The sequence below is a fragment of the Acidiphilium sp. AL genome, from assembly GCF_025499445.1.
GTDB classification, from domain to species: Bacteria; Pseudomonadota; Alphaproteobacteria; order Acetobacterales; family Acetobacteraceae; genus Acidiphilium; species Acidiphilium iwatense.
Genome location: NZ_JAIMBZ010000005.1, coordinates 116,375 through 138,815, shown reverse-complemented (window position 1 = coordinate 138,815; position 22,441 = coordinate 116,375). Strand labels below are relative to the sequence as shown.

Below are 22,441 nucleotides of genomic sequence, written 5' to 3'. Positions count from 1 at the left end.
GGGGTGCCCGAGCCGTTTCTCCTGATCTGGCGTTCGCTGCCGCAAATGCTGATCGGCGCCGGCTACACGATCGAACTCTCGGTCGGTGGCATGATTTTCGGCCTGGCCATCGGCTTCATCGTCGCGATGATGCGAATTTCCCCGGTAGGCCCGTTGGAACGGATCGCGCGGGCTTATGTCTCGTTCATCCGGGGCACACCGCTGCTCGTGCAGCTTTTCATCATCTATTACGGGCTGGCGCAGTACGGGCTCCGGCTCAACCCGATTCCGGCGGCGCTGATCGGCTTCTCGCTCAATGTCGGCGGCTATACCTCGGAGACGATCCGCGCCGCGATCGGCTCGATCGAGCGCGGCCAGTGGGAGGCGGCGTATTCGATCGGCATGTCGACCGCGCAGGCGATGCGCCGGGTGGTCATCCCGCAGGCGGCACGGGTGGCGCTTCCCTCGCTCGGCAACACCTTCATCAGCCTGGTCAAGGATACCGCGCTCGCCGCGACGATCCAGGTCCCCGAGTTGTTCCGCCAGGCTCAGCTCATCACCGCGCGGACGTTTCAGGTCTTCACCATGTATCTCATGGCGGCGGTGCTCTACTGGATCATCTCGAGCGTGCTCGCCTACGGGCAGGAGCGGATGGAACGGCAGGCCGCACTGCCGGGGCGGGCGGCATGAGCAACCCCGGCCCGATGATCGAGGTGCGCGGGCTGACCAAGCGCTTCGGCACGCAGGAGGTCTTGCGCGGAATCGATCTCGATGTCGCGCGCGGCGAGGTGGTGGCGATTATCGGGCCGAGCGGCTCGGGCAAGACGACTTTGCTGCGCTGTCTCAACTATCTCGAACAGCCGAGCGCCGGCCGGATCAGAATCGGCGATGTGGTGGTCGATGCCGACGATCCGCCGAAGCGCAAACGCCAGGCAACCCATGCGCTGCGGCTTCGCGTCAGCATGGTATTCCAGAGTTTCAATCTGTTCCCGCATCGCACGGCACTTGGCAACGTCATCGAAGGGCCGGTCGTGGTGAAGGGCGAGGCGCGCGATAAAGCGGTGTCGCGTGCCGCGGCGTTGCTCGCGAAAGTCGGGCTTGGGAACAAGGCCGACGAGTATCCGGGGCGACTCTCGGGCGGTCAGCAGCAGCGCGTCGCGATCGCGCGGGCACTCGCGATGGAACCCGACGTCATTCTGTTCGACGAGCCGACTTCGGCGCTCGATCCCGAACTGGTGGCCGAGGTGCTGGCGGTGATCCGCGATCTCGCCGGCGAACACCGGACCATGGTGATCGTCACCCACGAGATGAGCTTCGCGCGCGACGTCGCCGACCGCGCTCTGTTCATGGCGGATGGGGCGATCGTCGAGCAGGGCGAGGCCGCCGCGCTGTTCCGCGCGCCGAAAAGCGAGCGGACCCGGCAATTCCTGCAGAAATTCCTGCGCGAGAATGGGGCGTCCGACCGATTTTAGCCGCGAACGGGGGCGTTACGCCGCAGCGGCCCGTTTTACCGCCTCGGGATCGGCCTCGATAACCTTGAGAAGCAATCGTGCAGCGGGGTCTGGCTTGCGGCGGCCCTGTTCCCAATTGTTGATCGTCGAAGCCGGAATACCGAAACACGCCTCGAACTCCCGCGCGGACCGCGCCACCTTGCGGCGGATTGCCCGCACCCGTTCGGGCGGCATCGGATCGATATTCACGACCTCGAGCGCGGTCTCGCCCCGCTTCCATGCCGCCACCTCACGCAGCGCCTCAACCGGGGCATCACCAAAACTCTCATTCACCGTCGCCATCACGCATCTCCTTCAGGATTTCCAATGCAGCGGCGCGCTGTTCTTGGGTCATGTCTTCCCGCTCATTCTTCGCGTAGGCGAAGAGCATGAGGGCGGTATCGTCGGACAGCATCAGGAAATAGATCGCTCTGCCGCCTCCGCGCTTACCGCGATTGCCCAGCCGGAACCGCAGCTTACGGATACCCGCCAAGCCGGGGATCATGTCTCCGGCTTGCGGATGAGCCGCAAGCTCGGTCTCGATCGCGGCGATGTCGGCTTCCATCGCGCCCAGCCGCCGAAGATCTCTGTGATACCGCTTGATTCAAACGATGCGCAAGTCACAAAAATACGCCATTGGCGTATAATATCAAGCGAAATATGCGCCGTTGGCGTAAAATTATCGGCCGTAGCGGATTGGGTATGTTTTCTCGATGGTCGGAGTGAGAGGATTCGAACCTCCGGCCCCTGCGTCCCGAACACAGTGCTCTACCAGGCTGAGCTACACTCCGTTGCGCGGCCTATAGCCAAGCGGCGGGCTCTAAGCAAGGCAGGGGCCGCGTCGCTGATTTCGGTTCGGAGCCCGCGATCACTTTTCTTCGTCTTTTCAGTTCGCAGTGGCATATTTTGGAGAATCCATGGTAAGAGCGGCGCCGATGATCGCGCGACGCCGTCTTTTCCGTCTGCTCGCCGCCGGCGGCCTGACCGGGGCCGGTGCCCTCGCCGCACCGTCATCCGCCAGCGCGGAGCTGCGCCCCCTCATCATGATCGATCCCGGCCATGGCGGCCATGATCCGGGCGCGATCGGGGTCGGCGGGGTCATGGAAAAGACCATCACCCTCGCCACCGGGTTTGCGCTCCGCGCGGCGCTCGCGCGCGGCGGCCACCGAGTCGCGATGACCCGAACGCGCGACGTGTTCGTCTCCCTGCCCGACCGGGTCGCGATGGCGGTGCGCGCCCATGCCGATCTGTTCATTTCGCTGCATTGCAACCACCTGACCGATACGGCGATGCGCGGCGCCCTGGTGTTCACCTTGTCGCGCAAGCCGTCCGACGCGCTGGCCGCCAGCATCGCCCATGCCGAGAACAGCTACGATCGCGGCCCGCTCAGCCCGCAATATCGCGGGGTGAGCCCGCAAGTGGCCGGGATTCTCGCCAGCCTGACCACTCATGCGACCATGATCGGCTCGAAGCAGATCGCCCACGGCATCGTCGGCCAGTTCGAACGCCACATCCTGCTGCTGCCCGACCCCGACCGGGCGGCGAATTTCGCCGTGCTGCGCGACCCGCTGATCCCCTCCACCCTGATCGAGATGGGCTGCATCAGCAACGCGGCCGACGCGGCGCTGCTGCGAACGCCCGGCTACCGCGCCCTGCTCGCCGGACGCGTCGCGCTGGCCGCCGAACGCTGGCTGGCGCGCGGCCGGCTCGCCCGTATCGCCGGGTGAGTCCAACCACGTTTTCGATTCACGTGCGAGGAGCCGGCTCCAGATAAAGCCTAAACATTTCCAGGACCGGCCTGAGCTTGGGTTTTGAGCAATGCTGCAAAGCCGGGATCGGATACCAATTTCCTGATAAGCGCCTGTACCGCCGGTTCCAAGGCATCGGAAACATTGTGGCACGCCGCGTCTCCGACAAAGGAGGCTGCAAAATCATACTTGTTGCTTACGGATAACTTCGCTCCGTTTGAGGAAACAACCGTAATCGCAAGATTCCAGCTACCCTCCTCAAACATGCTGTCAAAGCTGAATTTGTCGATCCGTCCGGTTAACGTCACAGCCGGACCTGACCCCGAGGTAAGGCCGGCAAGCTCCAACTCATCGAAAAGTGCTTTCGTGATATATGCCTGAGGTGTCACGTTCCCAGGCAGATGAATCGGACCAACCAACCTGCACAGCATCGATGGATCGCTTGCTTCCGTGAACGGACGGACCGTGACGTTGGCGGGAGCAAAATGCTTGAGGATGACATCGTTACCCACGGAGACGCCGTAGGGAGCGGCAGTGTACGTGTCGCAGCCAGCCAAACCAAAGCATAAACATATCGCAAGAAATGGTTTGTATTTCGATTTCATGGAAGTTTGCCTTTTGCAAGTGAGCGTTTTTGAGAAACTTAACAGGCTTTCATGAAGCCGTAATGTAACAGTTATTGTAACGATATGTCTAGCCATCTTCATGCCGGACGCGTCGCGCTGGCCGCCGATCGCTGGCTGGCGAGCGGCCGGCTCGCCCGTATCGCCGGGTGATTTAACTATCTTTTTTGAGACGTGTTGCCAAGAATTAACCGTTGCACGATCGGTCGTGATGCTCGCCCAGGCGCATATTGGGTGCTAAGGAGCGCGCCATGCCTGGACCACTGAAAGCCGGCGACCGGCTCGCCAAAGAGAATAAAGCGCGTCGGAACACCGGAATGCCGCCCCAGCCGCGCAACTGCGCCCGCAAGCCCCGGCCCGGCATCGGGCGCATCGCCGGGGGCGTGCTCGCGCGCGGCATCTACCGTCTCGCCTTGCTCGGTGTGGTCGGCGCGCTCGTGGTCGGTGGCGGTCTGTTTCTCTATTTCAGCAGCGGCCTGCCCAGTGTCGCCAAATTGCGCCATTACGAACCGCCGCTGGAAACCCGGATCTATGCCGGCGATTTCCGCCTGATCGCGGCGCTCGGCACCCAGCACCGCATCTATGTGCCGTACGACCGGATTCCGCCGGTCGTCGCGCGGGCGTTCATTTCGGCGGAAGACCGCAATTTCTGGACCGAGCCGGGAATCGACCCGCTCGCCATCGTGCGCGCCGGCCTGGTCGATCTCACCCGCCTCGGCTCCGGCGAACGTCCGCTCGGCGCTTCGACCATCACGATGCAGGTGGTCAAGAACATGCTGCTCGACAACCGCATCAACTTCACCCGCAAGATCAAGGAAGCGATCCTCGCACTTCGGGTCAACCGGGCGCTGAGCAAGCAGCGCATCCTGACCCTCTATCTGAACGAGATCTATCTCGGCCAGAATTCCTGGGGTGTGGCCGCCGCGGCCGAGGCCTATTTCGACAAGCCGCTGTCCAGCCTGACCGTCGCCGAGGCGGCGATGCTCGGCGGCTTGCCCAAGGCGCCGACCAACTACAACCCGTTCATTCACCCCAAACGCGCGCTGCACCGGCGCAACTGGGTGATCAGGCGGATGCGCGATGACGGCGCGATCACCGAAGCCGAGGCGAAACAGGCGCTCGCCGCCCCGCTGCTGCCCAAGGCTGCCGCCGGCGCGCGGCCGGTGCCGGGGGCCGGTTATTTCGTCAACGCCGTCGAGTCGCAGCTCGTCCAGATGTTCGGCCGCAAAACCACGATGGAGGGCGGACTGATCGTCCGCACCAGCCTCGATCCCAGCCTGCAGGCGGCGGCGATGGACGCGATGCGCGACCGGCTGGAATCCTACGACCACGAATTCGGCGTCTATCACGGCCCGGTGGCGAAGCTTGATGTCGCCGATCTTGCCACCGGCTGGCCGAAGGCGCTGGCCAAGCAGGCGACCCCGCCGGGGCTGCGCCGGCGCTGGCGACTCGGCGTGGTGATCGACGAAACCCCCAGCCTCGCCCATATCGGCTGGCTGCAAGGCGACAATTCGGGGACGACCGATACCGGCACGCTCAGCCTCGCCGCGATTCAGTGGGGCAGGCCGATGATCAACGGCACGCCCGGCCCGCTGCTGCGCAGCATGAGCCAGATGCTCAAGCCGGGCGACGTAATCATGATCGACCCGCACAAGAAAACCAAGGGCGGCACGGTCGCGCTGGAGCAGATCCCGCATGTCGAAGGTTCGATGCTCAGCCTGGACCCGGAGACCGGACGGGTGCGGGTGATGGTCGGCGGCTGGAGCAACCGGATGAGCCCCTATAACCGGGCGATCCAGGCGCAGCGCCAGCCGGGATCGAGCGTCAAGCCGTTCGACTATCTCACCGCAATGCAGGCCGGCATCCAGCCGGACGCGACCATTCTGGACGCGCCGTTCACCCAGCGCATGGCCGACGGCCAGCTCTACCGGCCGGGCGACTACGAGACGAATTTCCTCGGCCCGGTGCCGGTGTTCTACGCGATCGAGCAGTCGCTCAATCTCGCCACGCTGCATCTGGTCCGCCGGGTCGGACTGGCCAACGTGGCGGCGAACTTCGAAAAATTCCGCATCGTGCATCACATGCCGCTGATCTACCCGGCGGCGATCGGCGCGCTCGACACCACGCTCTGGCGCATGGTGCGCGGCTATGCGGCGCTCGACGAATACGGGCGGCAGGTCGATCCCTCGCTGATCGACAGCGTGACCGCGCCGGACGGCCATGTCCTGTATCAGGCGCCCGATCAATCCTGCGCGAACTGCATGGACGGCTCGGCCGATCAGCCCCCGGTGCTGAACCGGCCCGGCGCTCAGCTCGCCGATCCCGCCAGCATCTATCAGGTCATCATGATGATGCGGAACGTGACCGAATACGGCACCGGCGTGCCGGCGGTCGCCGGCATCCATCGGCCGGTCGCGGGTAAGACCGGCACGACCAACAATTTCAACGATGCCTGGTTCATCGGCTTCGTGCCGCAAATGGTCACCGGCTGCTGGATCGGCTACGACACGCCGCGCAACCTCGGCAAGAACCAGACCGGCGGCAATGTCTGCGGCCCGGCCTGGAACCAGTTCATGAAAATCGCCCTCAAGGGCCAGCCGGTGATCGACTTCAAGACGCCGCAAGGGATGACGCTGCATCAGGTCTCGTTCGGCAATCAGACCGTCGCCGAGGCGTTCAAGCCGGGGCAGGTTCCCGGCGCGCAATCGAATCTCGGGTTAGTTGCGGATAATCCGCTCGGCCTCGGCGGCTCGCTGTCCAACAGTACCGGCCAGGGCGGCCAGCAGGATTTCAATCCGGCGAGCAGCACGTCCGGCAATGGCGGCAATCCGCAAGGCTCGGCGCCGCAACCGCCGCCGGCGCAGAGCGTGGACAAGACCCTGGGCGGATTGTATTAGCGCGCTCCGGTTCTCATGATGGATTGATCGACATGTCCGCCGAAACCCAAGCGCTCGCCGAGCAGATCACGCAAAGCGTGACCCTGCTGAGGAGGCATCTTTGACTGGGATGCCTCGCTCGACAAACTCGCCCGCCTGAACGCACAGGCCGAAGACCCGCAACTCTGGAACAATGCCGGGGAAGCGCAGGCGCTGCTGCGCGAGCGCACCCGCCTGATCACCCAGACCGACGCCGTGCGCGCGATCGAGCGCGACACCGAAGACGCCGTCGCCATCGCCGAACTCGCCGAAGCCGAGGGCGATCAGGCCGTGCTCGCCGAAGCTGAATCGGCGCTCCGGCGCATCGCCGACGAAGCAAAGCGTCGCGAGATCGAAAGCCTGCTCTCCGGCGAGGCCGACGCCAACGACGCCTATATGGAAATCAACGCCGGCGCGGGCGGCACCGAGGCGCAGGACTGGGCCGAAATGCTGATGCGCATGTACACGCGCTGGGCCGAGCAGCACGGCTACAAGGTGGCAATGCTCGATCAGTCGGAAGGCGAGCAGGCCGGCATCAAGTCGGCGACCCTGCAGATCACCGGGCTGAACGCCTATGGCTGGCTGAAAACCGAGGCCGGCGTGCATCGGCTGGTGCGGATTTCGCCGTTCGATGCCAATGCCCGCCGGCAGACCAGTTTCGCCAGCGTCTGGGTCTATCCGGTGATCGACGACACCATCGAGATCGAGATCGACCCATCGGATCTGAAGGTCGATACGTTCCGCGCCTCCGGCGCCGGCGGCCAGCACGTCAACAAGACCGAAAGCGCGATCCGCATCACCCATATCCCGTCCGGCATCATCGTCGCCTGCCAGACCGATCGCAGCCAGCACCGCAACCGCGCGACCGCGATGGCGATGCTGAAGGCAAGGCTCTACGAGGCGGAATTGCAGAAGCGCGAGGAAGCATCGGCCGCGACCGAAAGCCAGAAGCGCGATATCGGCTGGGGTCACCAGATCCGCTCCTACGTTCTCGCGCCGTATCAATTGGTGAAGGATCTGCGCACCAACCTCGAACGCGGCAACCCGGACGCGGTGCTGAACGGCGACCTCGACGATTTCATGGCCGCCTCGCTCGCCGCCCGCGTCGGCGCGACCCGCAGCGAGGCCTCGGCGCAGGCGGGGTAGGTTGCCAAAAAAACAACAGACTGGCGGATGGAAGCGCACCTCGGCTATAGTCAGGCATGGATCACTCAAATCTCGATCCGCTGCCGTTGTTTGGCGGAGGCTTTTCGGCGATCCGGTCAGTTGAGAAGTAGACGATGCCGTTTGCCAAGGCGGTCGAAACATTCAGCGATTTCGGGCAAGCGTCACAAGACGTTATCGAAGGGCCGATCCGTTATCTGATCAACGAATTCTGGACCGCGAGGCAGCGCCATGCCCACTCTATCCACGAGATCAGCTATCGGGCCTGCTTCAAAGCGCAATTACCCGCCTATTTCATTGAACGGCTGACTCAACCCGGCGATGCCGTCTATGATCCGTTCATGGGCAGAGGCACCACCCCTGTCCAGGCAGCGCTCATGGGCCGCCGGCCCGTGGGAAACGACATAAATCCGCTGAGCGTTCTGCTGACCAGACCTCGTTTGAACCCTCCGGCGATGATCGATGTCGCGCGAAGATTGGACGATATCCCCTGGGAATCAGGCTCGATCGATAATGATGATCTGTTGGCCTTTTACAGCCCGAAGACCTTGAGGCATATTTGTGCCTTGCGTCATTGGTTGATCGAGCGGACGCCTATCGCCGGCGAACCCGATCCGATCGATGACTGGATCAGACTTGTCGCGATCAACCGGTTGACTGGTCATTCGCCGGGCTTCTTTTCAGTCTACACTCTCCCGCCCAATCAAGCAGTGTCGGCGCAGTCGCAACGGAAAATAAATGAAAAACGCGGGCAGACTCCGCCCGATCGCGACGTCAAGCGGCTTATCTTGAAAAAGACCAAATCCTTGCTGAGCAACGGCAAGATGACGCGCCATCCGCCCCATCTTCTGACCACGGGCACGGCGCAATCGACGCCGGAAATCGCCACGGGATCGGTTCGACTGGTGGTCACATCCCCGCCATTCCTGGATATCGTACAATATGCCGAAGATAACTGGCTCAGAAGCTGGTTTACCGGCATCGATGTGTACAGCGTGGAGATCGCCCATCATCGCACCGAAGCCGGCTGGCAAGCTATGGTGCGCGCCACGTTGAGCGAGTTGGCGCGGATCGTGTGTCCCGGCGGCCATGTGGCGTTCGAGGTCGGCGAGGTGCGCAATGGAAAGGTTTTGCTGGAGCGTCTGGTATGGCAGGCGGCCGAAGGTCTGCCGTTCGATCGCCTGTTCGTAATGGTCAACCAGCAGGAGTTCACCAAGACAGCAAATTGCTGGGGCGTGCGCAACAACGCAAAAGGAACAAACACCAACAGAATCGTCGTTTTACGCCGCGTTTGATCTGCGCGTTTGCTCACACCATGATGCAGGGAACCATGAACGATAAGGAACGTCTCGAAGTGCTCGAACGAGCGCTCGCTCAAATGCTCAAGCCGATCAGAAACATCCCGTTTTCCGTTATCGTCAAATCCCTGGCCGAATGCGCGGTTGTCAAATTCGATCTGGCGCAGCCTGCCGACAAGCGGCTTTTGAAGACGCTCAAAACCGCCATCCAGTTTTGCGCGAAAGAATTGCAATCTACCCCTATCGAAAGGCCTCGCCCGAACGAGGTGGGCAACGACGTGGAACCCTATGTCATGCGCGCCCTGGAAAAAGCCGGGCTGTCAGCGACACGCCCAACCTCGCGCGGTGGCGCCGGCAAATCAACGGGTTATCCCGACATAATGATCCGTGATCAGGACGACCGCGCCACATACATCGAATGCAAGATCTTCGCTCAGGGTTCGATCGATACGACGATGCGATCGTTCTATTTATCGCCGTCCGAATCATTCAAGGTAGCAGTCGATGCCGGCATCTGTTGCTGGCGTTCGGAATGGCGGCCACACCGATCGCGGGATCAAGAAATTCCCGCTATCAGCCACGATCGTTCAAACTTGTCGACCTGTACGATCTCCTCTGCGATGTGAAATACGAGTTCAATTCCGACAATCGGCGACTATATGCGCCGTCCATGCTGTTAATGTCTGGAGAATTCGAGAGTTGACCAATCGAAATTTTGATCCGCAATGATCCGTCCGTTATCGGCTACGCGTTATTCGATCACCACCGCGACGTGGCCTTTCTCGCCAGCGTAGCCGAGGTAGCGATAACGCCGGCCTGACGAGGCGCAAAATTCCTGGAACGCCTTGTATTCGTGCTGGCGCCAGCCGGGATAGTTGAAGTATTCGTCGAACACGATGACCGTGCCGGGCACGATGCGCGGCGCGAGCAGCGAAAATATTGTTGCGGTAGCGGAATATATATCGCAATCGATATGCAGGAGCGAAACGGGTTCGGTGGTTTCGGCAAGAAACGCCGGCAAGGTCGCGTCGAACCAGCCGACATGCAGGCGCACATTGGCGGGTACCTTGGGCAGCGCGCCGCGCCGGTTGAACGCGCCGCGCGTCTCCGCGGTCCCTACCCAGTCCTCGGGTAGTCCTTCAAACGAATCGAATCCATGCACCGTGCGTTTGGTGGCGTTGCCGAGGCAGGCGATCGACAACCCCTTCTCGACCCCGAACTCCAGAACCAGCCCCTGTTCCGGCGCGCGGACGAGCGCGAATCGCAGCAGATCGAACCGGTCGCGCAGCATCATCGCCGATTGCATGTTCTCGATGATGTAGGCCACGGCTTCGCGTTTCGCGGCCAAGCGCACATCGAAAGCGATGTCGTTCAGATACCAGGAGTGCAGGATCTTGCGATAGGCGCGGGCCAGCAACATGCCGCGCAAACCGCGTTTGAGGATCGTCATTGTTAGAGCGGCTTCGGCACGCCGGACGTGGCGAGCGCCTCGGCCTGTCGCGCATCGAGCGAGGCGGCGTCGAAATTGGCGACCGTTTCGACGAACAGTTCGTGCCAGTTCAACTCCGCCTTGAGGCGCAGAAACACGCTGCCCAGCCCGATCGCCGAGCGGTCCATCAGCACGAATTCGCGTGGTGGGCGCACCCCGCCGGTGCGTTGCAACCCCTCATGCACTTTTTCCGCCACGCTGCGGCCGAAGGTGACGTCGTGGGTTTCCTGAATCGGCCGCACCCGGTCCTGCATCAGCGGTTCGTATAGGAATTTCGCCCATTCATTGAGCACGTCGAGCTTGTCCTTGGTGATGTCGGTGAATCCCCACTCGGTATAGGCGTGATGCGCGCGCGCGTCATCATGGGTGCGGATCGCCTCGAACAATTCGATCACCCCGGCGACGAAGCGCGATTCGAACACCCGGATCGCGCCGAAATCGAGCAGGTTGATCCCGCCCTCCTGGTTGATCTGGTAATTGCCGAGATGCGGGTCACCGTGGATCACGCCATAACGATAAAACGGCACATACCACGCACGGAACAGCGCGCGCGCGACCCGGTTGCGCGCCTCCTGATCGGGCTTGCCGTCGAGAAAATTCTGCATTCCGATGCCGTCGAGCCAGGACATGGTGAGCAGCCGCTTGGTGGAAAACCCGGCCACCGGCTCGGGGATCACGATATCCGGCTGGCCATCGAGCATGATGGAATAAAGCCGGGTTTGCGCCGCCTCGCGCTGGTAATCCAGTTCCTCGCGCAACCGCGTCGCCAACTCGACGTAAATATCATCGTGATGGATCGCGTTATCCATCCGCTTATAGACCGCCATGGCCAGTTTCAACTGCCGCAGATCGGCTTCGACCGTACTCGGCATGTCGGGATATTGCAGCTTGCAGGCAACATCGCGCCCATCGGGCAGGGTCGCCCGATGCACCTGCCCGAGGCTCGCCGCCGCCGCCGCCTCATGGCCGAACCGGGCGAATTTTCGCTCCCAGTCCGGCCCGAGTTCGGCGGCCATGCGCCTGCGCACGAACACCCAGCCCATCGAGGGCGCGTTGGCCTGCAACTGGGCGAGTTCGCGGGCATATTCCTCGGGCAGCGCGTCGGGAATCGTGCTGAGAATTTGCGCGACCTTCATCATCGGGCCCTTCAGCCCGCCGAGAATCGTCCGCAAATCCTCGGCATGGCGCGAACGGTCGGTGCGGATGCCGAAGCGCGCGCCGGCCATCCGTGCCGCAATGCCCGACACCGCCCCCGATGTGCGCGCGAAGCGCCTGATCTCGCCGAACAGCGTGCCGCCGGTATCCGTTTCGTTGACCATTTTTCCTCAGTATTCCAGAATTTTGCGTGGCGGAGCAGGACTATCAGGCGAATTGGTATCGCTGGCGCGATTCCAGTCCGCCTGAATCTGCTCCAACTCGTCGATAAAGCCCTCGATCACGCCGAGCCCGCGCTGCCAAAACGCCGGATCGGACGCATCGAGCCCGAACGGCGCGAGCAAGTCGCCATGCCGCCTGGTGCCGCCCGCGCGCAGCATATCCAGGTAGCGCGCCGCGAAATCGCCGGCCCGGCCGCGTGCCTGCGCGCCCTGATAGACGGCATAAAGCGCGTTCACCAGACAATCGCCGAACGCATAGGCATAGACATAGAACGGCGAGTGGACGAAATGCGGCACATAGGCCCAGAACATCCGGTAATCGTCGGAAAAGTTGAAAACCGGCCCAAGGCTTTCGCGCTGCACGCCGAGCCAGATCGCGCCGATCTCCTCGGGCAGAAGCTCGCTTTCGCGCCTGCGCGCGTGCAGGCGCTGCTCGAACTGGTAGAAGGCGATCTGCCGCACCACCGTGTTCAGCATATCCTCGACCTTCTGCGCCAGCATCAGGCGGCGACGCGCCGGATCGGTCTCGGCATCCAGCAGCGCGCGGAAGGTGAGCATTTCGCCGAACACGCTGGCGGTTTCCGCCAGGGTGAGCGGGGTTTGCGCCATCAGATAGCCCTGTTCGGCGGCCAACACCTGATGCACGCCATGGCCGAGTTCGTGCGCCAAGGTCATCACGTCGCGCGCCCGGCCGTGATAGTTCAGCAGGATATAGGGATGCACGGACGGCACCGTGGGGTGCGCGAAGGCGCCGCCCGATTTGCCGGGACGCGGCGGCGCGTCGATCCAGGCGCGGTCGAAGAAGCGCGCGGCGATCTCCGCCATGTCCGGGCTGAAACCGGCATAGGCGCCGAGCACGAGCGAGCGCGCCGCGTCCCAGCGGATCGGCCGGTCGGCATCGCCGGGCAGCGGCGCGTTGCGGTCCCAGTGCTCCAGCCGGTCGAGCCCGAGCCAGCGCGCCTTCAGCGCGTAATAGCGGTGCGACAGGCGCGGATAGGCGCGGATAACCGCCGCGACCAGCGCATCCACCACCGCATCCTCGACCATGTTGGCGCGGTTGCGCGAAGAGGCCGGGGTCTCGTAGTGCCGCCAGCCATCCTCGATCTCCTTGTCCTTGGCGATCGTGTTGGTGACCAGGGTGAACAATTTGGCGTGACGCAGCAGGACCGCGCCGATCGCGCGTCCGGCGGTCTCGCGCACCGCGCGGTCCGGGTCCGACAGGCGGTTGAGCGCCGCCGCCAGAGTGATCTCCTCGCCGCCGACAGGCAGGCGCAGCCCGGCGATGGTCTCGTCGAACAGCCGCGCCCAGGCGCCGTGGCCGGTCACGTCCTTCTCGTGCAGCAGTTTTTCGAGATCGTCGGACAACTGGTGCGGCCGCAGCACGCGCAAATCGCGCAGCCAGGGCGCGTAGCGGGCAAGTGCCGGGTCGGCGGTGCGCGCATCCAGCGCCGCATCGTCGATCCGGTTGATCTCGAGCGCGAAGAACAGCAGATGCGTGCCGATCGCGGTCGCCCGCTCGGTGATGGTCTGAAAGAACTGGCCGGCGGCGGCGAATGTCGCATCGGCGCTGAACAGAAGCTGCGCGAAGGCGTGCAGCAGGCCCAACCCGTGCTGAATCGCCTCGTAGCGCGCGATCGCCGCAGCAAGCGCCGCGCCGTCCAGCCCGGCCACCTGGCCGCGATACTCCGCCTCGAACGCCGCCGCCTCGGCACTCAGCCGGGCAAAATCGGCGGCGATCGCCTTGTCTTCGGTGCCGGCATAGAGATCGGTGAGGTTCCATTCTGGAAGTGCTGTGCCGGGCGACCCGCCGGCCAGATCGTCAGGCGGGGCGGATGTCCTTGTTCTGGATGGCGCGGTCTTCATATCCCCTGCACATAGGCACAACTGGCGCGCCGTCAAATACTGGCGCCGCCGCGCGCGCTTCATTATCAGCGATGACCGATGAACTACCGTCACGCCTATCACGCCGGCAACGAAGCCGATTGCGTCAAGCACGCGCTGCTGATGCTGCTGCTGCGCGCGCTGATGCGCAAGAACAAGCCCCTGTTCGTGCTCGACACCCATGCCGGCACCGGCGCCTACGATCCCGCGAGCATCGAGGCGGCAAAAACCGGCGAATGGCGCCAGGGAATCGGCCGCCTGCTGGAGGCGAACCCGCCCGAGCTTGCCGATTATCTCGATCTGGTACGCGGACTCGGCCTGTATCCCGGCTCGCCCGCCCTCGCCCGCGCCATCCTGCGGCCCAGCGACCGGCTGGCCTTGTGCGAATTGCACCCGGAGGACGCGGCCCTGCTCAAACGCCGGTTTCGCGCCGATCCGATGGTCCAGGTGCATCGCCGGGACGGCTATGAAGCGCTGGGCGCGCTGTTGCCGCCGCCGGAACGGCGCGCGCTCATCCTGATCGACCCGCCCTATGAACGCCCCGACGAATTCGCAACCCTCGCCGCCGCACTCGGCGCGGCACGGCAAAAATTCCCTTCCGGCGTGTTCGCCGCCTGGTATCCGGTGAAGCACCGCGCGCCGGTGCGCGATTTCCTCGCCGATCTCGCCGCACACCGCATCCCTGATATGATCGCCTGCGAATTGCTGCTCCGCCCGCCGCTCGACCCGGCGCGGCTCAACGGGTCCGGGCTACTGATCGTCAATCCGCCCTACGGATTCGAGGCCGAAGCGGTGCCGGTCCTGTCAGCGCTCCGCGCAACCCTCGCCGATGCGGACGGCGACGCCACCATCACGAGGCTCACCGATGAGTGACAGACCGGACATCGCCGTCATCGGCACCGGCGCCTGGGGCACCGCGCTGGCCGTGCTCTATGCCGGACTCGGGCGGCGCACCGTGCTGGTCGCGCGCGACGCGGCTCGCGCCGAATTTCTGCTCCGAACCCGAACCAACCCGCGCCTGCCCGGCGTTCTGCTCCCCGAATCCCTCATGATCGGCGATGTGCCCCCCGATGCCGCGATCACCCTGCTCTGCCCGCCGTTCCAGCATCTGCGCGAAACCCTTGCGCGTCTTCCTCAAGGCGACACGCCACTGGTGCTGTGCAGCAAGGGCGTGGAACGGAAAACCGGGCGTCTCGGCCCGGAAATCACCGCCGAATCGGCGCCCCACCGCGCGTCCGCCCTGCTCACCGGCCCGAATTTCGCCCATGAAATCGCCGCCGGTCTGCCCGCCGCCTCGGTGCTCGCGACCGAAGATGCCGCGCTGCGCCGGACACTGATCGAAGCCCTCGCGACGCCCAAAATCCGGCTTTACGGCAGTGCTGACATCATCGGCGCCGCACTCGGCGGGGCGGCGAAGAACGTCATCGCCATCGCGGCGGGCACCGTGATCGGCGCCGGACTCGGCGAGAATGCCCGCGCCGCGCTGATCACGCGGGGCCTCGCGGAAATCGCCCGACTCGCCATGGCGATCGGCGGCGCGGCGGAAACCGTCGCCGGCCTCGCCGGGCTGGGAGACCTGATCCTCACCGCGACCGGCGGGGCGAGCCGGAACTATCGCGCCGGACTGGCGCTCGGTCGCGGCGCGCGCGCGATCGACCCGGATGCCGGGGTGATCGAGGGCATCGCCACCGCGCCGGCCCTGCTCGCCCGCGCGCGCGATGCGGGCTGCGACATGCCGGTGACCGGGGCGGTGTGCGATCTGCTGTCCGGCCGCGCGACCCTGGCCGACAGCATGGCGCGCCTGCTCCGCCGTGACCTGAAAGACGAAACCGGGTAAAGAGCGACGATGAGCCTCGCAGCCTGGATCGCCTTCACCCTGGCCTACACGCTGATGGCGGTCGCACCTGGGCCGGTCATTCTGCTCGTGGTGTCCTATGCGATCGCCCACGGGCGGCGCACCGCCCTGGCCGTCGTCACCGCCACGGTTCTGGGCGATGCGACCTGCCTCGCCGCCGCGGTCTTCGGCGTTGGCGCTCTGCTCGCCGCGTCGGCAACCGCCTTCACCATTCTGAAATTCACGGGCGCCGTCTATCTGGTCTTTCTCGGCGTGAAATTATGGCGGGCGCCGCCGGTCCCGGCGGTCGCGGAGCCCGGCGCGCCGCAGCGTTCGCTCGGCCGGGTGTTCGTCCATGCCTATCTGACCACCGTGTTGAACCCGAAATCAGTCCTGTTCTTCATGGTGTTCGTGCCGCAATTCATGGCGCCGCGCGCCCCGCTGCTACCCCAGCTCGCGGCGATGGAGGCGAGCGTCCTGCTGTGCGGCGTGATGGTCGATGGCAGCTATTCCACCTTCGCCACCAATCTGCGGCGCTTCATCCGCGCCCCGAAAGCACGGCGGGCGGTGAACCGGCTGACCGGCGGAACCCTGGTCGCCGAAGGCGTCCTCACCGCCTTCTGGCGCAGCGTGGCGCTGTAGAGCCCCCCTGCCGGTTTGAATTCAGGCGCCCAACCGCGCCGCCAGGTCCTCGACCGAGCGCGCCACCAGCGTCCAGTCGCCGGTGGGCCGCGCCCGATCGCCGGTCGCGGTCCCGTGCTCGGCCGGACGGCTGATGAAGCCGGTGCGCAGCCCGCAGCTTTCCGCCGCCGCCAGATCGTCGTTATGCGCCGCCGCCAGCATCACCTCGTGCGGCGCCAGGCCGAGGAAATCGCAGGCACCGAGATAGACATCGGCATCCGGCTTGTAGTGGCGGAACAAATCCGCGCCGAACGTGACATCCCAGGGAAATCCGTTGCGCTTGGCGAGCGCGACCTGCAGCGCCAGGTGCCCGTTCGACAGCGGCCCGATGATCGCGATGCGCTTGATCCGTGCGAGCCCGGCAACCACGTCCGACCACGGGCTGAGCCGGTGCCAGAGCTTCACGAGGTGGTCGCACTCGTCGTCGTCGAGCGGCGCGAATCCGTGCCGGCGCGCCAGTTCCACCAGCGCGTCGCGGTGCAGATCGTCCAATATGGTCCAGGGAATCGCGCCGCGCCGCACCCGGTCCATCGCAGGGCGATAGGCGCGCCGCCAGCCATCGGCGACCTCCACCCAGTCGGCGGCGATGCCGCGCGACGCCCCGAAAGCGGACAACCCGGCGATGACGCTGCCGCGCCAATCGACCAGCGTGCCGAACACGTCGAACAGCACCGCGCGCGGAGTGGTCATGGGCTTAGCGGCTGGACAGGAGCAGAATGACGACCAGCGCGATCGCGACTGCCTGTAACCCGACGCGCCAGCGCATCAGCCGGTTCTGCCGGCGCGGGTCGGCCCCGGTGGTCATGCCGAGCGCGCCGGTCAGCAGCACGGCCACCACGGCGATCATGTCGAGTCCGAGAAGAATGATCAGAAAATCGCGCATCCCCCGCATATAGAGGCACCGCACCGGCTCGGGTAGGGGCATCGGACCGGAGACGGCGCGCGGTTGACATCCCGCACCGGGGCGTTTTCACAGAACCATGCGCCCGATCCGCCGGTTTCTCCCTTTCGTGGCTTTCGCCATCCTCGTCCTCGGCGCGGCCTCGTCCGGCCATGCCGCCACCAATCCGCTGGCGGGCCTGATCCCCGGCGCCGCCACCGCGCAAACCGCGAAACAAGCCGCGAAACCGGCCTCACCCGCCCCGCTCGATACCGCGCAGATCGACGCGGCGGTGGCCGCCCTCAAGAACCCCCAGCAGCGCAATGCCCTGATCGCGACGCTGGAGGCGATGAAAACCGCCGCCGCCCACGCCAAGGCCGCCAAACCGCTCGGCGCCGGACTCGGCTTCGTCCAGGCCACCGAGGAAAAGATCGAACTCGTGCTGACCGATCTCGGCGGCGCGCTGCGGACGGCGACCAACATATCGCTGGTCTGGCACTGGCTGGTCTTCGTCGCGACGGATGCGTGGCTGCGCCAGACCGTGATCCGCGCGGCGTGGCGCCTCGCCGTGGTGCTGGCGACCGCGCTGGCCGGCGAATATCTCGCGATTTTCCTCCTGCGCCGCCCGCGCGCGGCGATATTGCGCCGCGCCGCACTGGCGCGCACCCGGCCGGGGATCAGCCCGGATGCGGCCGGCATCGAAGCCGCCGAAGCCGGCGAGACCGAGAAACTGCCACGCCGCCGCTCGATCCGGCGCTGGTTCCGCCGCCTGCCTTACGCGATCGGCCATTTCCTGCTGAGCTTGGCGCCCATCCTGGTCTTCGCGCTGATCGGCTTCCTCTGGGTCACCGGCGGCTTCGCGAACGAACGGGTCGCGAAGCTGGTGATCCTCGCGGTGGTGAACGCCTATCTGGTCTGCCGGCTGGTGCTCGAAGCGGCGCGCCTGCTGCTCGCCCCCGGCGCGCGCCAGATCCGGCTGATCCGCACCACCGACCGGCGGGCCGACTGGCTGGTGCGCTGGCTGCGCCGGCTGATCGGCACCATCGCGTTCGGCTATGCCGCGATCGCGACCGGCGGGCTGTTCGGCCTGTATCACGCGGCGAGCCTAGTGCTTGTGAAGCTGGTTTCGCTCGCCGTCCATGTCATGCTGGCGATCATGGTGCTGCAGGCGCGCCGTCCGATCGCCGCGATGATCCGGGGCGACGGGCACGGCAGCGGCTTCCTGGCGGCGCTGCGCGCCGGGCTCGCGCGCACCTGGCATATTTTCGCCCTGTTCTACATCGTCGCCCTCTGGATCGCCTGGGCGATCGGCGTGCCCAACGCCTTCCTCATCATGCTGCGCATCATGGCGGTGTTCATCGTGGTCACCGCCATCGCCCGCGTCCTTGCCACCTGGCTAGGCCACGGACTCGAAACCCTGTTCGACGAAAGCGCCGCATGGCGCGCGCACTATCCCGCGCTGTACGCACGCGGGCGGATGTACATGCCGGTGTTCAAGCTGATCGCCCGCGCGGTGCTCGGCGTGGCGGCGAGTCTGGTCATCCTGCAATTCTGGGGGCTCGGCGTGCTGGCCTGGCTCGCCGGCACCCATATCGGCCGCAGCGTCGTCTCGGCGGCGATCACCATCGGGCTCGCGGCATTCATCGCCCTGATCGTCTGGGAAGCCGCGAGCGCGGGCATGGAAGGCCATGCCGAACGGCTGATCCACCAGGGCAGGCCGGGCCGCGCCGCGCGCTACCGCACGCTGCTGCCGATGCTGCGTTCGACCCTCCTGGTCATCATTCTCGTGGTCGCCGCCCTGGTGGTGCTGAGTGCCGTCGGGGTCAACGTCACCCTGCTGCTCGGCGGGCTGTCGATCTTCGGCCTCGCGATCGGCTTCGGCTCGCAGAAACTGGTGCAGGACATCATCACCGGCCTGTTCCTGCTGCTGGAGGACGCGATGCAGGTCGGCGACTGGGTGACGCTCGGCGGCATCGCCGGCACGGTGGAAAAACTCTCGATCCGCACCATCCGCCTGCGCGGCGGCGACGGCTCGCTGAACATCATCCCGTTCAGCTCGGTCACCACCGTCACCAACGCCTCGCGCGATTTCGGCTACGCGCCGATCACGATCGGCGTCGGCTATCGCGAGGATATCGACCGGGTGCAGGCGGTGATCCGCGAGATTTTCGACACCATGCGCGCCGAACCCGAATGGGCGGCACAGATCAGCAACGACCTGGAGCTGTGGGGACTCGACCAGTTCGGCGCGTCGTCGGTGAATATCGTCGGGCGGATCAAAACCCCGGCGGGCAAGCAATATGCGGTGCGCCGCGAGTTCAACCGAAGGGTGAAAATCCGCTTCGATGCCGAAAATATCGAAATGCCCTACAACTACCAGAAGATCACCATCGACCCCGCCGAATTCCGCGCCGCGTTCGGCAGGCCGAAGCCCGCCGACGGCGGCGCGCAGCCGGGCGAGGCGAATACCTGACTCACGCATGCGGCACGGTTCAATCGGCGCGAAACGATGCTATTGAGGACGCCAATGGACGCAGTCACCAAACGGCACGACGTGGCACTTCAACTGACCGAGGACGGCTTCGCCTTCCTCGAAGGCGCACAGCTCGACGCGATGCTGCCCGCCGAGGCGATCGCGCCCGAAGCCTGGAACGATTTCGCCGCGAGCTGGGACGGAATGCCGCTCGACACCTACATGGCCGATGGCGGACGCTACCGCAGGCGGCGCTTCGGCGTGTTCAGCGCGGTGCCGCACCACACGATCCGCCGCGCGCCGCATCAGCCGCACTACCAGGACCGCGACTACAACACGCTGAACGGCGGCATCGAGCGCTGGTTCGAACCGATCGACGCGCGGATTGCCGAGGGGCTGAGCTTCCAGGCGCTGCTCGGCTTCACCCGCTCGCTGTTCGAGGAACGCGCCGGCAGCATCGCCTGGCATATCGAGGCACATCAGTTCCGCATCGAAACCGGGCCGGACGGTGCCGGCCTGCCGACGCCGGAGGGGATGCACCGCGACGGGGTGGATTACGTCCTGGTGCTGATGGTGCGCCGCTCGAACATCGAGCAGGGCACCACCACGATCCACGATCTTGAGGGCCGCCCGCTGGGCAGCTTCACCCTGACCCGCCCGCGCGACGCCGCCCTGGTCGACGACCGGATGGTGTTCCACGGCGTCACCCCGGTCGTGCCGCTCGACCCCGTGCAACCCGCCTTCCGCGACGTTCTGGTGCTCACCTACCGCCGCGCCTGAAAATCATCCGCCCCGCCGCGCCATGATCACATGCACGGTCGCGCGCAGGCAGGCGTTGGGGTCGGCGTAACCGGGAAGTGCTGCGCGGAACGCGGCGCGCAGCTCGGCCCTGGTCGCGGCGTCGGCGGCCTTTTCGTCGAGCAGCCTGCCGGCCGGTCCCATGAACGCCGCGATCTCCGCCTCGTCGTCGAGCGAGCGGCCCAGAATGGTCGCCGGCTCGGCGGTCACCGAAATCGCGGCGAAGCCGGCCCGGCGCAGGATATCCTCGACATAGGCCGGATCGTCGAAGGCGAGCGGCCCAGGCGCGTGCGGCGGGCGCGGCCTGCCGGCGCCCAGCCGGCCGATCGCGATGGCGAGCGGAATCGCCCAATGCGGATTGGCGTCGAGCGGCGCCCAGGCGACGCAGCAGAGCCGCCCGCCCGGCCTGAGCGAAGCATGCAGATGGGCGAAGGCGGCAGCCGGGTCTTCGAAAAACATCACGCCGAAACGCGACGCGATGAGGTCGAACGACGTACCGAAATCGGCAGTGGCGGCATCCGCCTCGATCAGCGTCACGTTCTCCCGCCCCGCCAGCCGCGTGCGCGCTGCGTCCAGCATCGGTCGCGAGACATCGGCGGCGGTGACATGTCCCCGCTCGCCCACCAGCGCCGCGAGCCGTGCCGTGGTCGCGCCGGTGCCGCAGCCCACCTCCAGCACCGTCTCGCCGCGCTGCGGCGATGCGCGCTCGAGGAGCAGGGTTTCGATCGCGGCGAGCCGCGCCTCCATCGCTTCCTGCATGCGAATCCATTTCGGACCCGCGACCTCGTTCCAATAGGCGATCTGTCTGTCGTTGCCGCTCACGCGGTTTGCGCCACGCCGCGCCGCCGCTTCGGCATGAAGCGCAGTGCGGCGCGCACCAAAGTCGGCATGGTGGCCGGCCGCAGCAGCCGCGCATCATAGCCGGCAAACCGCCGGTCGTTCTCCTCGAGGCAGATGCGCATCAGCTCGGTCACGCCGATATCCTCCGCGCTGACCGATTTGCTGCCGCTCACCGTGAAATTATTGTCCTGCTTCTTGGCCTTGCCGTCGTCCATGCCGCGCGCGATGCCGATCCGCTCCCAGCCGAGGAACACCCACACCGCGGCGACCCGAAGTTCGAACCATACCCGCTTCCACCACGGCATGGTCGCGCGGTGCCAGGCGACCCAGTTGGCGAACAGCAGGATATGGCGGCATTCCTCCTGCATCACCGGCTCGAAGGTCTCCACCAGCTCGGCTGGAAAGAATCCCGACCGCTTGGCCAGCTCGAACAGGCCGAACGCGAAGAAACTGTCGATGCACTCGGAATAGCCGGTGACCATATAGGCCCATTCCGGGTCGCGCGGCTCGCGGTATTCCGGCTCGGGCTCAAGCGGAATCCCGTAGGCGGCGACGAGATGCGACAGCACCTCCTTGTGCCGGTTTTCCTCCCAGCCGTTCAGCGCGATGGTCTCGCGCATGTCGGGATCGGCGATGGTCCGCGCATAGGCCGCCATGCGCAGCCGCGCCTTGCCCTCTGTCTGCACCGCGATGTCCCAGATCGGCAGCGACGTCACCTTGTCCTGGGTCTCGGGGTCGAGCTTCGGCCATTCGATGACCGAGGGCTTATAGGGATTGAAGGTCTCGTGGAACATCCGGCAGACCGCGCGCTTATGCGCCTCCGACCCCGGCTTCAGCGGCCCGGTCTCGGGGCTGATCCAGTGCCGCGCGGCGCGGTCGGCGGCTTCGATCGTGGCTGCATCCATCGGTGGCCTGTCCTCGTTCTGTACCCGATATGTAGGTGCGATTTTAAGGCCGGGAGCCGGCGGTTCA

At 65.4% G+C, this 22,441-nt stretch carries 22 protein-coding genes and 1 tRNA gene; 12 read left to right on the top strand and 11 right to left on the bottom strand.

Features of this window, described 5'->3' with window-relative positions; all coding sequences use genetic code 11:
- Positions 1 to 3 precede the first annotated feature (3 nt).
- Entirely contained in the window at positions 4 to 669 is a 666-nt protein-coding gene (gene tcyL, locus AiwAL_RS05965; protein ID WP_235702793.1) for a cystine ABC transporter permease, read from the top strand.
- Between the two features lie 14 nt (positions 670 to 683).
- Entirely contained in the window at positions 684 to 1,451 is a 768-nt protein-coding gene (gene tcyN / locus AiwAL_RS05960; protein WP_235702933.1) for an L-cystine ABC transporter ATP-binding protein TcyN, read from the top strand.
- A 15-nt stretch (positions 1,452 to 1,466) separates the two neighbouring features.
- Here the strand turns inward: tcyN and AiwAL_RS05955 are convergent, their stop codons facing one another.
- The 3 genes from AiwAL_RS05955 to AiwAL_RS05945 form a co-directional block, all read right to left on the bottom strand.
- Positions 1,467 to 1,772: a DNA-binding transcriptional regulator gene (locus AiwAL_RS05955; RefSeq protein ID WP_235702794.1), complete on the bottom strand. Its 306-nt coding sequence runs from the start codon at positions 1,770 to 1,772 to the stop codon at positions 1,467 to 1,469.
- On the bottom strand, positions 1,756 to 2,034 hold the full coding sequence (locus tag AiwAL_RS05950; RefSeq protein ID WP_235702795.1) for an addiction module toxin RelE: 279 nt from the start codon (positions 2,032 to 2,034) through the stop codon (positions 1,756 to 1,758). Before AiwAL_RS05950 ends, AiwAL_RS05955 begins: the two co-directional genes overlap by 17 nt.
- Before the next feature lie 149 nt (positions 2,035 to 2,183).
- Positions 2,184 to 2,260, bottom strand: a tRNA-Pro gene (locus AiwAL_RS05945).
- A 144-nt stretch (positions 2,261 to 2,404) separates the two neighbouring features.
- Here AiwAL_RS05945 and AiwAL_RS05940 point away from each other — a divergent pair.
- Entirely contained in the window at positions 2,405 to 3,196 is a 792-nt protein-coding gene (locus tag AiwAL_RS05940) for an N-acetylmuramoyl-L-alanine amidase (protein WP_235702796.1), read from the top strand.
- A gap of 50 nt (positions 3,197 to 3,246) precedes the next feature.
- Here the strand turns inward: AiwAL_RS05940 and AiwAL_RS05935 are convergent, their stop codons facing one another.
- Complete coding sequence (locus AiwAL_RS05935) at positions 3,247 to 3,822, bottom strand: hypothetical protein (RefSeq protein WP_235702797.1); 576 nt, start codon at positions 3,820 to 3,822, stop codon at positions 3,247 to 3,249.
- 269 nt (positions 3,823 to 4,091) lie between these two features.
- On the opposite strand from AiwAL_RS05935, the gene AiwAL_RS05930 reads away from it, so the two are divergent.
- The 4 genes from AiwAL_RS05930 to AiwAL_RS05915 all read left to right on the top strand — a co-directional run bounded on the left by AiwAL_RS05930 (position 4,092) and on the right by AiwAL_RS05915 (position 9,843).
- Positions 4,092 to 6,737: a penicillin-binding protein 1A gene (locus tag AiwAL_RS05930; RefSeq protein ID WP_235702798.1), complete on the top strand. Its 2,646-nt coding sequence runs from the start codon at positions 4,092 to 4,094 to the stop codon at positions 6,735 to 6,737.
- A 32-nt stretch (positions 6,738 to 6,769) separates the two neighbouring features.
- Positions 6,770 to 7,901 (top strand): peptide chain release factor 2 gene (gene prfB / locus AiwAL_RS05925; RefSeq protein ID WP_262312308.1). Its coding sequence is split into 2 segments (ribosomal slippage): positions 6,770 to 6,838 and positions 6,840 to 7,901, totalling 1,131 coding nucleotides; the frame shifts between segments, so codons are not numbered across the junction.
- A 134-nt stretch (positions 7,902 to 8,035) separates the two neighbouring features.
- Complete coding sequence (locus tag AiwAL_RS05920) at positions 8,036 to 9,214, top strand: site-specific DNA-methyltransferase (RefSeq protein WP_262312307.1); 1,179 nt, start codon at positions 8,036 to 8,038, stop codon at positions 9,212 to 9,214.
- Between the two features lie 35 nt (positions 9,215 to 9,249).
- Positions 9,250 to 9,843 (top strand): hypothetical protein, encoded by a 594-nt coding sequence (locus tag AiwAL_RS05915; RefSeq protein WP_262312306.1) that lies wholly within the window; start codon positions 9,250 to 9,252, stop codon positions 9,841 to 9,843.
- A 125-nt stretch (positions 9,844 to 9,968) separates the two neighbouring features.
- On the opposite strand, the gene AiwAL_RS05910 is transcribed toward AiwAL_RS05915, so the two are convergent.
- Genes AiwAL_RS05910 through AiwAL_RS05900 form a run of 3 tightly spaced genes read right to left on the bottom strand, consistent with a single transcriptional unit; the run spans position 9,969 to position 13,945 of the window.
- Complete coding sequence (locus AiwAL_RS05910; RefSeq protein WP_262312305.1) at positions 9,969 to 10,667, bottom strand: class I SAM-dependent methyltransferase; 699 nt, start codon at positions 10,665 to 10,667, stop codon at positions 9,969 to 9,971.
- 2 nt (positions 10,668 to 10,669) lie between these two features.
- Positions 10,670 to 12,025, bottom strand: coding sequence for an AarF/ABC1/UbiB kinase family protein (locus AiwAL_RS05905; protein ID WP_235702802.1), 1,356 nt, complete (start codon positions 12,023 to 12,025; stop codon positions 10,670 to 10,672).
- A gap of 6 nt (positions 12,026 to 12,031) precedes the next feature.
- A complete protein-coding gene (locus AiwAL_RS05900) occupies positions 12,032 to 13,945 on the bottom strand; it encodes a M3 family oligoendopeptidase (RefSeq protein ID WP_235702803.1) in 1,914 nt (637 codons plus the stop codon).
- A gap of 78 nt (positions 13,946 to 14,023) precedes the next feature.
- Between AiwAL_RS05900 and AiwAL_RS05895 the strand changes: the two genes are divergently transcribed.
- Genes AiwAL_RS05895 through AiwAL_RS05885 form a run of 3 tightly spaced genes read left to right on the top strand, consistent with a single transcriptional unit; the run spans position 14,024 to position 16,439 of the window.
- Complete coding sequence (locus AiwAL_RS05895; protein ID WP_262312304.1) at positions 14,024 to 14,836, top strand: 23S rRNA (adenine(2030)-N(6))-methyltransferase RlmJ; 813 nt, start codon at positions 14,024 to 14,026, stop codon at positions 14,834 to 14,836.
- Positions 14,829 to 15,800, top strand: a complete 972-nt coding sequence (locus AiwAL_RS05890; RefSeq protein ID WP_262312303.1) for an NAD(P)H-dependent glycerol-3-phosphate dehydrogenase — start codon at positions 14,829 to 14,831, stop codon at positions 15,798 to 15,800. Before AiwAL_RS05895 ends, AiwAL_RS05890 begins: the two co-directional genes overlap by 8 nt.
- A 9-nt stretch (positions 15,801 to 15,809) precedes the next feature.
- Complete coding sequence (locus tag AiwAL_RS05885; protein ID WP_262312302.1) at positions 15,810 to 16,439, top strand: LysE family translocator; 630 nt, start codon at positions 15,810 to 15,812, stop codon at positions 16,437 to 16,439.
- A 21-nt stretch (positions 16,440 to 16,460) separates the two neighbouring features.
- On the opposite strand, the gene AiwAL_RS05880 is transcribed toward AiwAL_RS05885, so the two are convergent.
- Both AiwAL_RS05880 and AiwAL_RS05875 read right to left on the bottom strand, forming a co-directional pair.
- Positions 16,461 to 17,168: a haloacid dehalogenase type II gene (locus AiwAL_RS05880; RefSeq protein WP_262312301.1), complete on the bottom strand. Its 708-nt coding sequence runs from the start codon at positions 17,166 to 17,168 to the stop codon at positions 16,461 to 16,463.
- Positions 17,169 to 17,172: 4 nt separating this feature from the next.
- Entirely contained in the window at positions 17,173 to 17,361 is a 189-nt protein-coding gene (locus tag AiwAL_RS05875) for a twin transmembrane helix small protein (protein WP_262312300.1), read from the bottom strand.
- 97 nt (positions 17,362 to 17,458) lie between these two features.
- Here AiwAL_RS05875 and AiwAL_RS05870 point away from each other — a divergent pair, with 97 nt between their 5' ends.
- Positions 17,459 to 19,831, top strand: a complete 2,373-nt coding sequence (locus AiwAL_RS05870; RefSeq protein ID WP_262312299.1) for a mechanosensitive ion channel domain-containing protein — start codon at positions 17,459 to 17,461, stop codon at positions 19,829 to 19,831.
- Between the two features lie 54 nt (positions 19,832 to 19,885).
- Positions 19,886 to 20,611 (top strand): 2OG-Fe dioxygenase family protein, encoded by a 726-nt coding sequence (locus tag AiwAL_RS05865; RefSeq protein WP_235702810.1) that lies wholly within the window; start codon positions 19,886 to 19,888, stop codon positions 20,609 to 20,611.
- Between the two features lie 3 nt (positions 20,612 to 20,614).
- Here the strand turns inward: AiwAL_RS05865 and AiwAL_RS05860 are convergent, their stop codons facing one another.
- Entirely contained in the window at positions 20,615 to 21,451 is an 837-nt protein-coding gene (locus AiwAL_RS05860) for a class I SAM-dependent methyltransferase (RefSeq protein WP_262312298.1), read from the bottom strand.
- Complete coding sequence (locus tag AiwAL_RS05855) at positions 21,448 to 22,374, bottom strand: ferritin-like domain-containing protein (protein ID WP_235702812.1); 927 nt, start codon at positions 22,372 to 22,374, stop codon at positions 21,448 to 21,450. The genes AiwAL_RS05860 and AiwAL_RS05855 overlap by 4 nt, the downstream gene beginning before the upstream one ends.
- Positions 22,375 to 22,441: the final 67 nt, after the last annotated feature.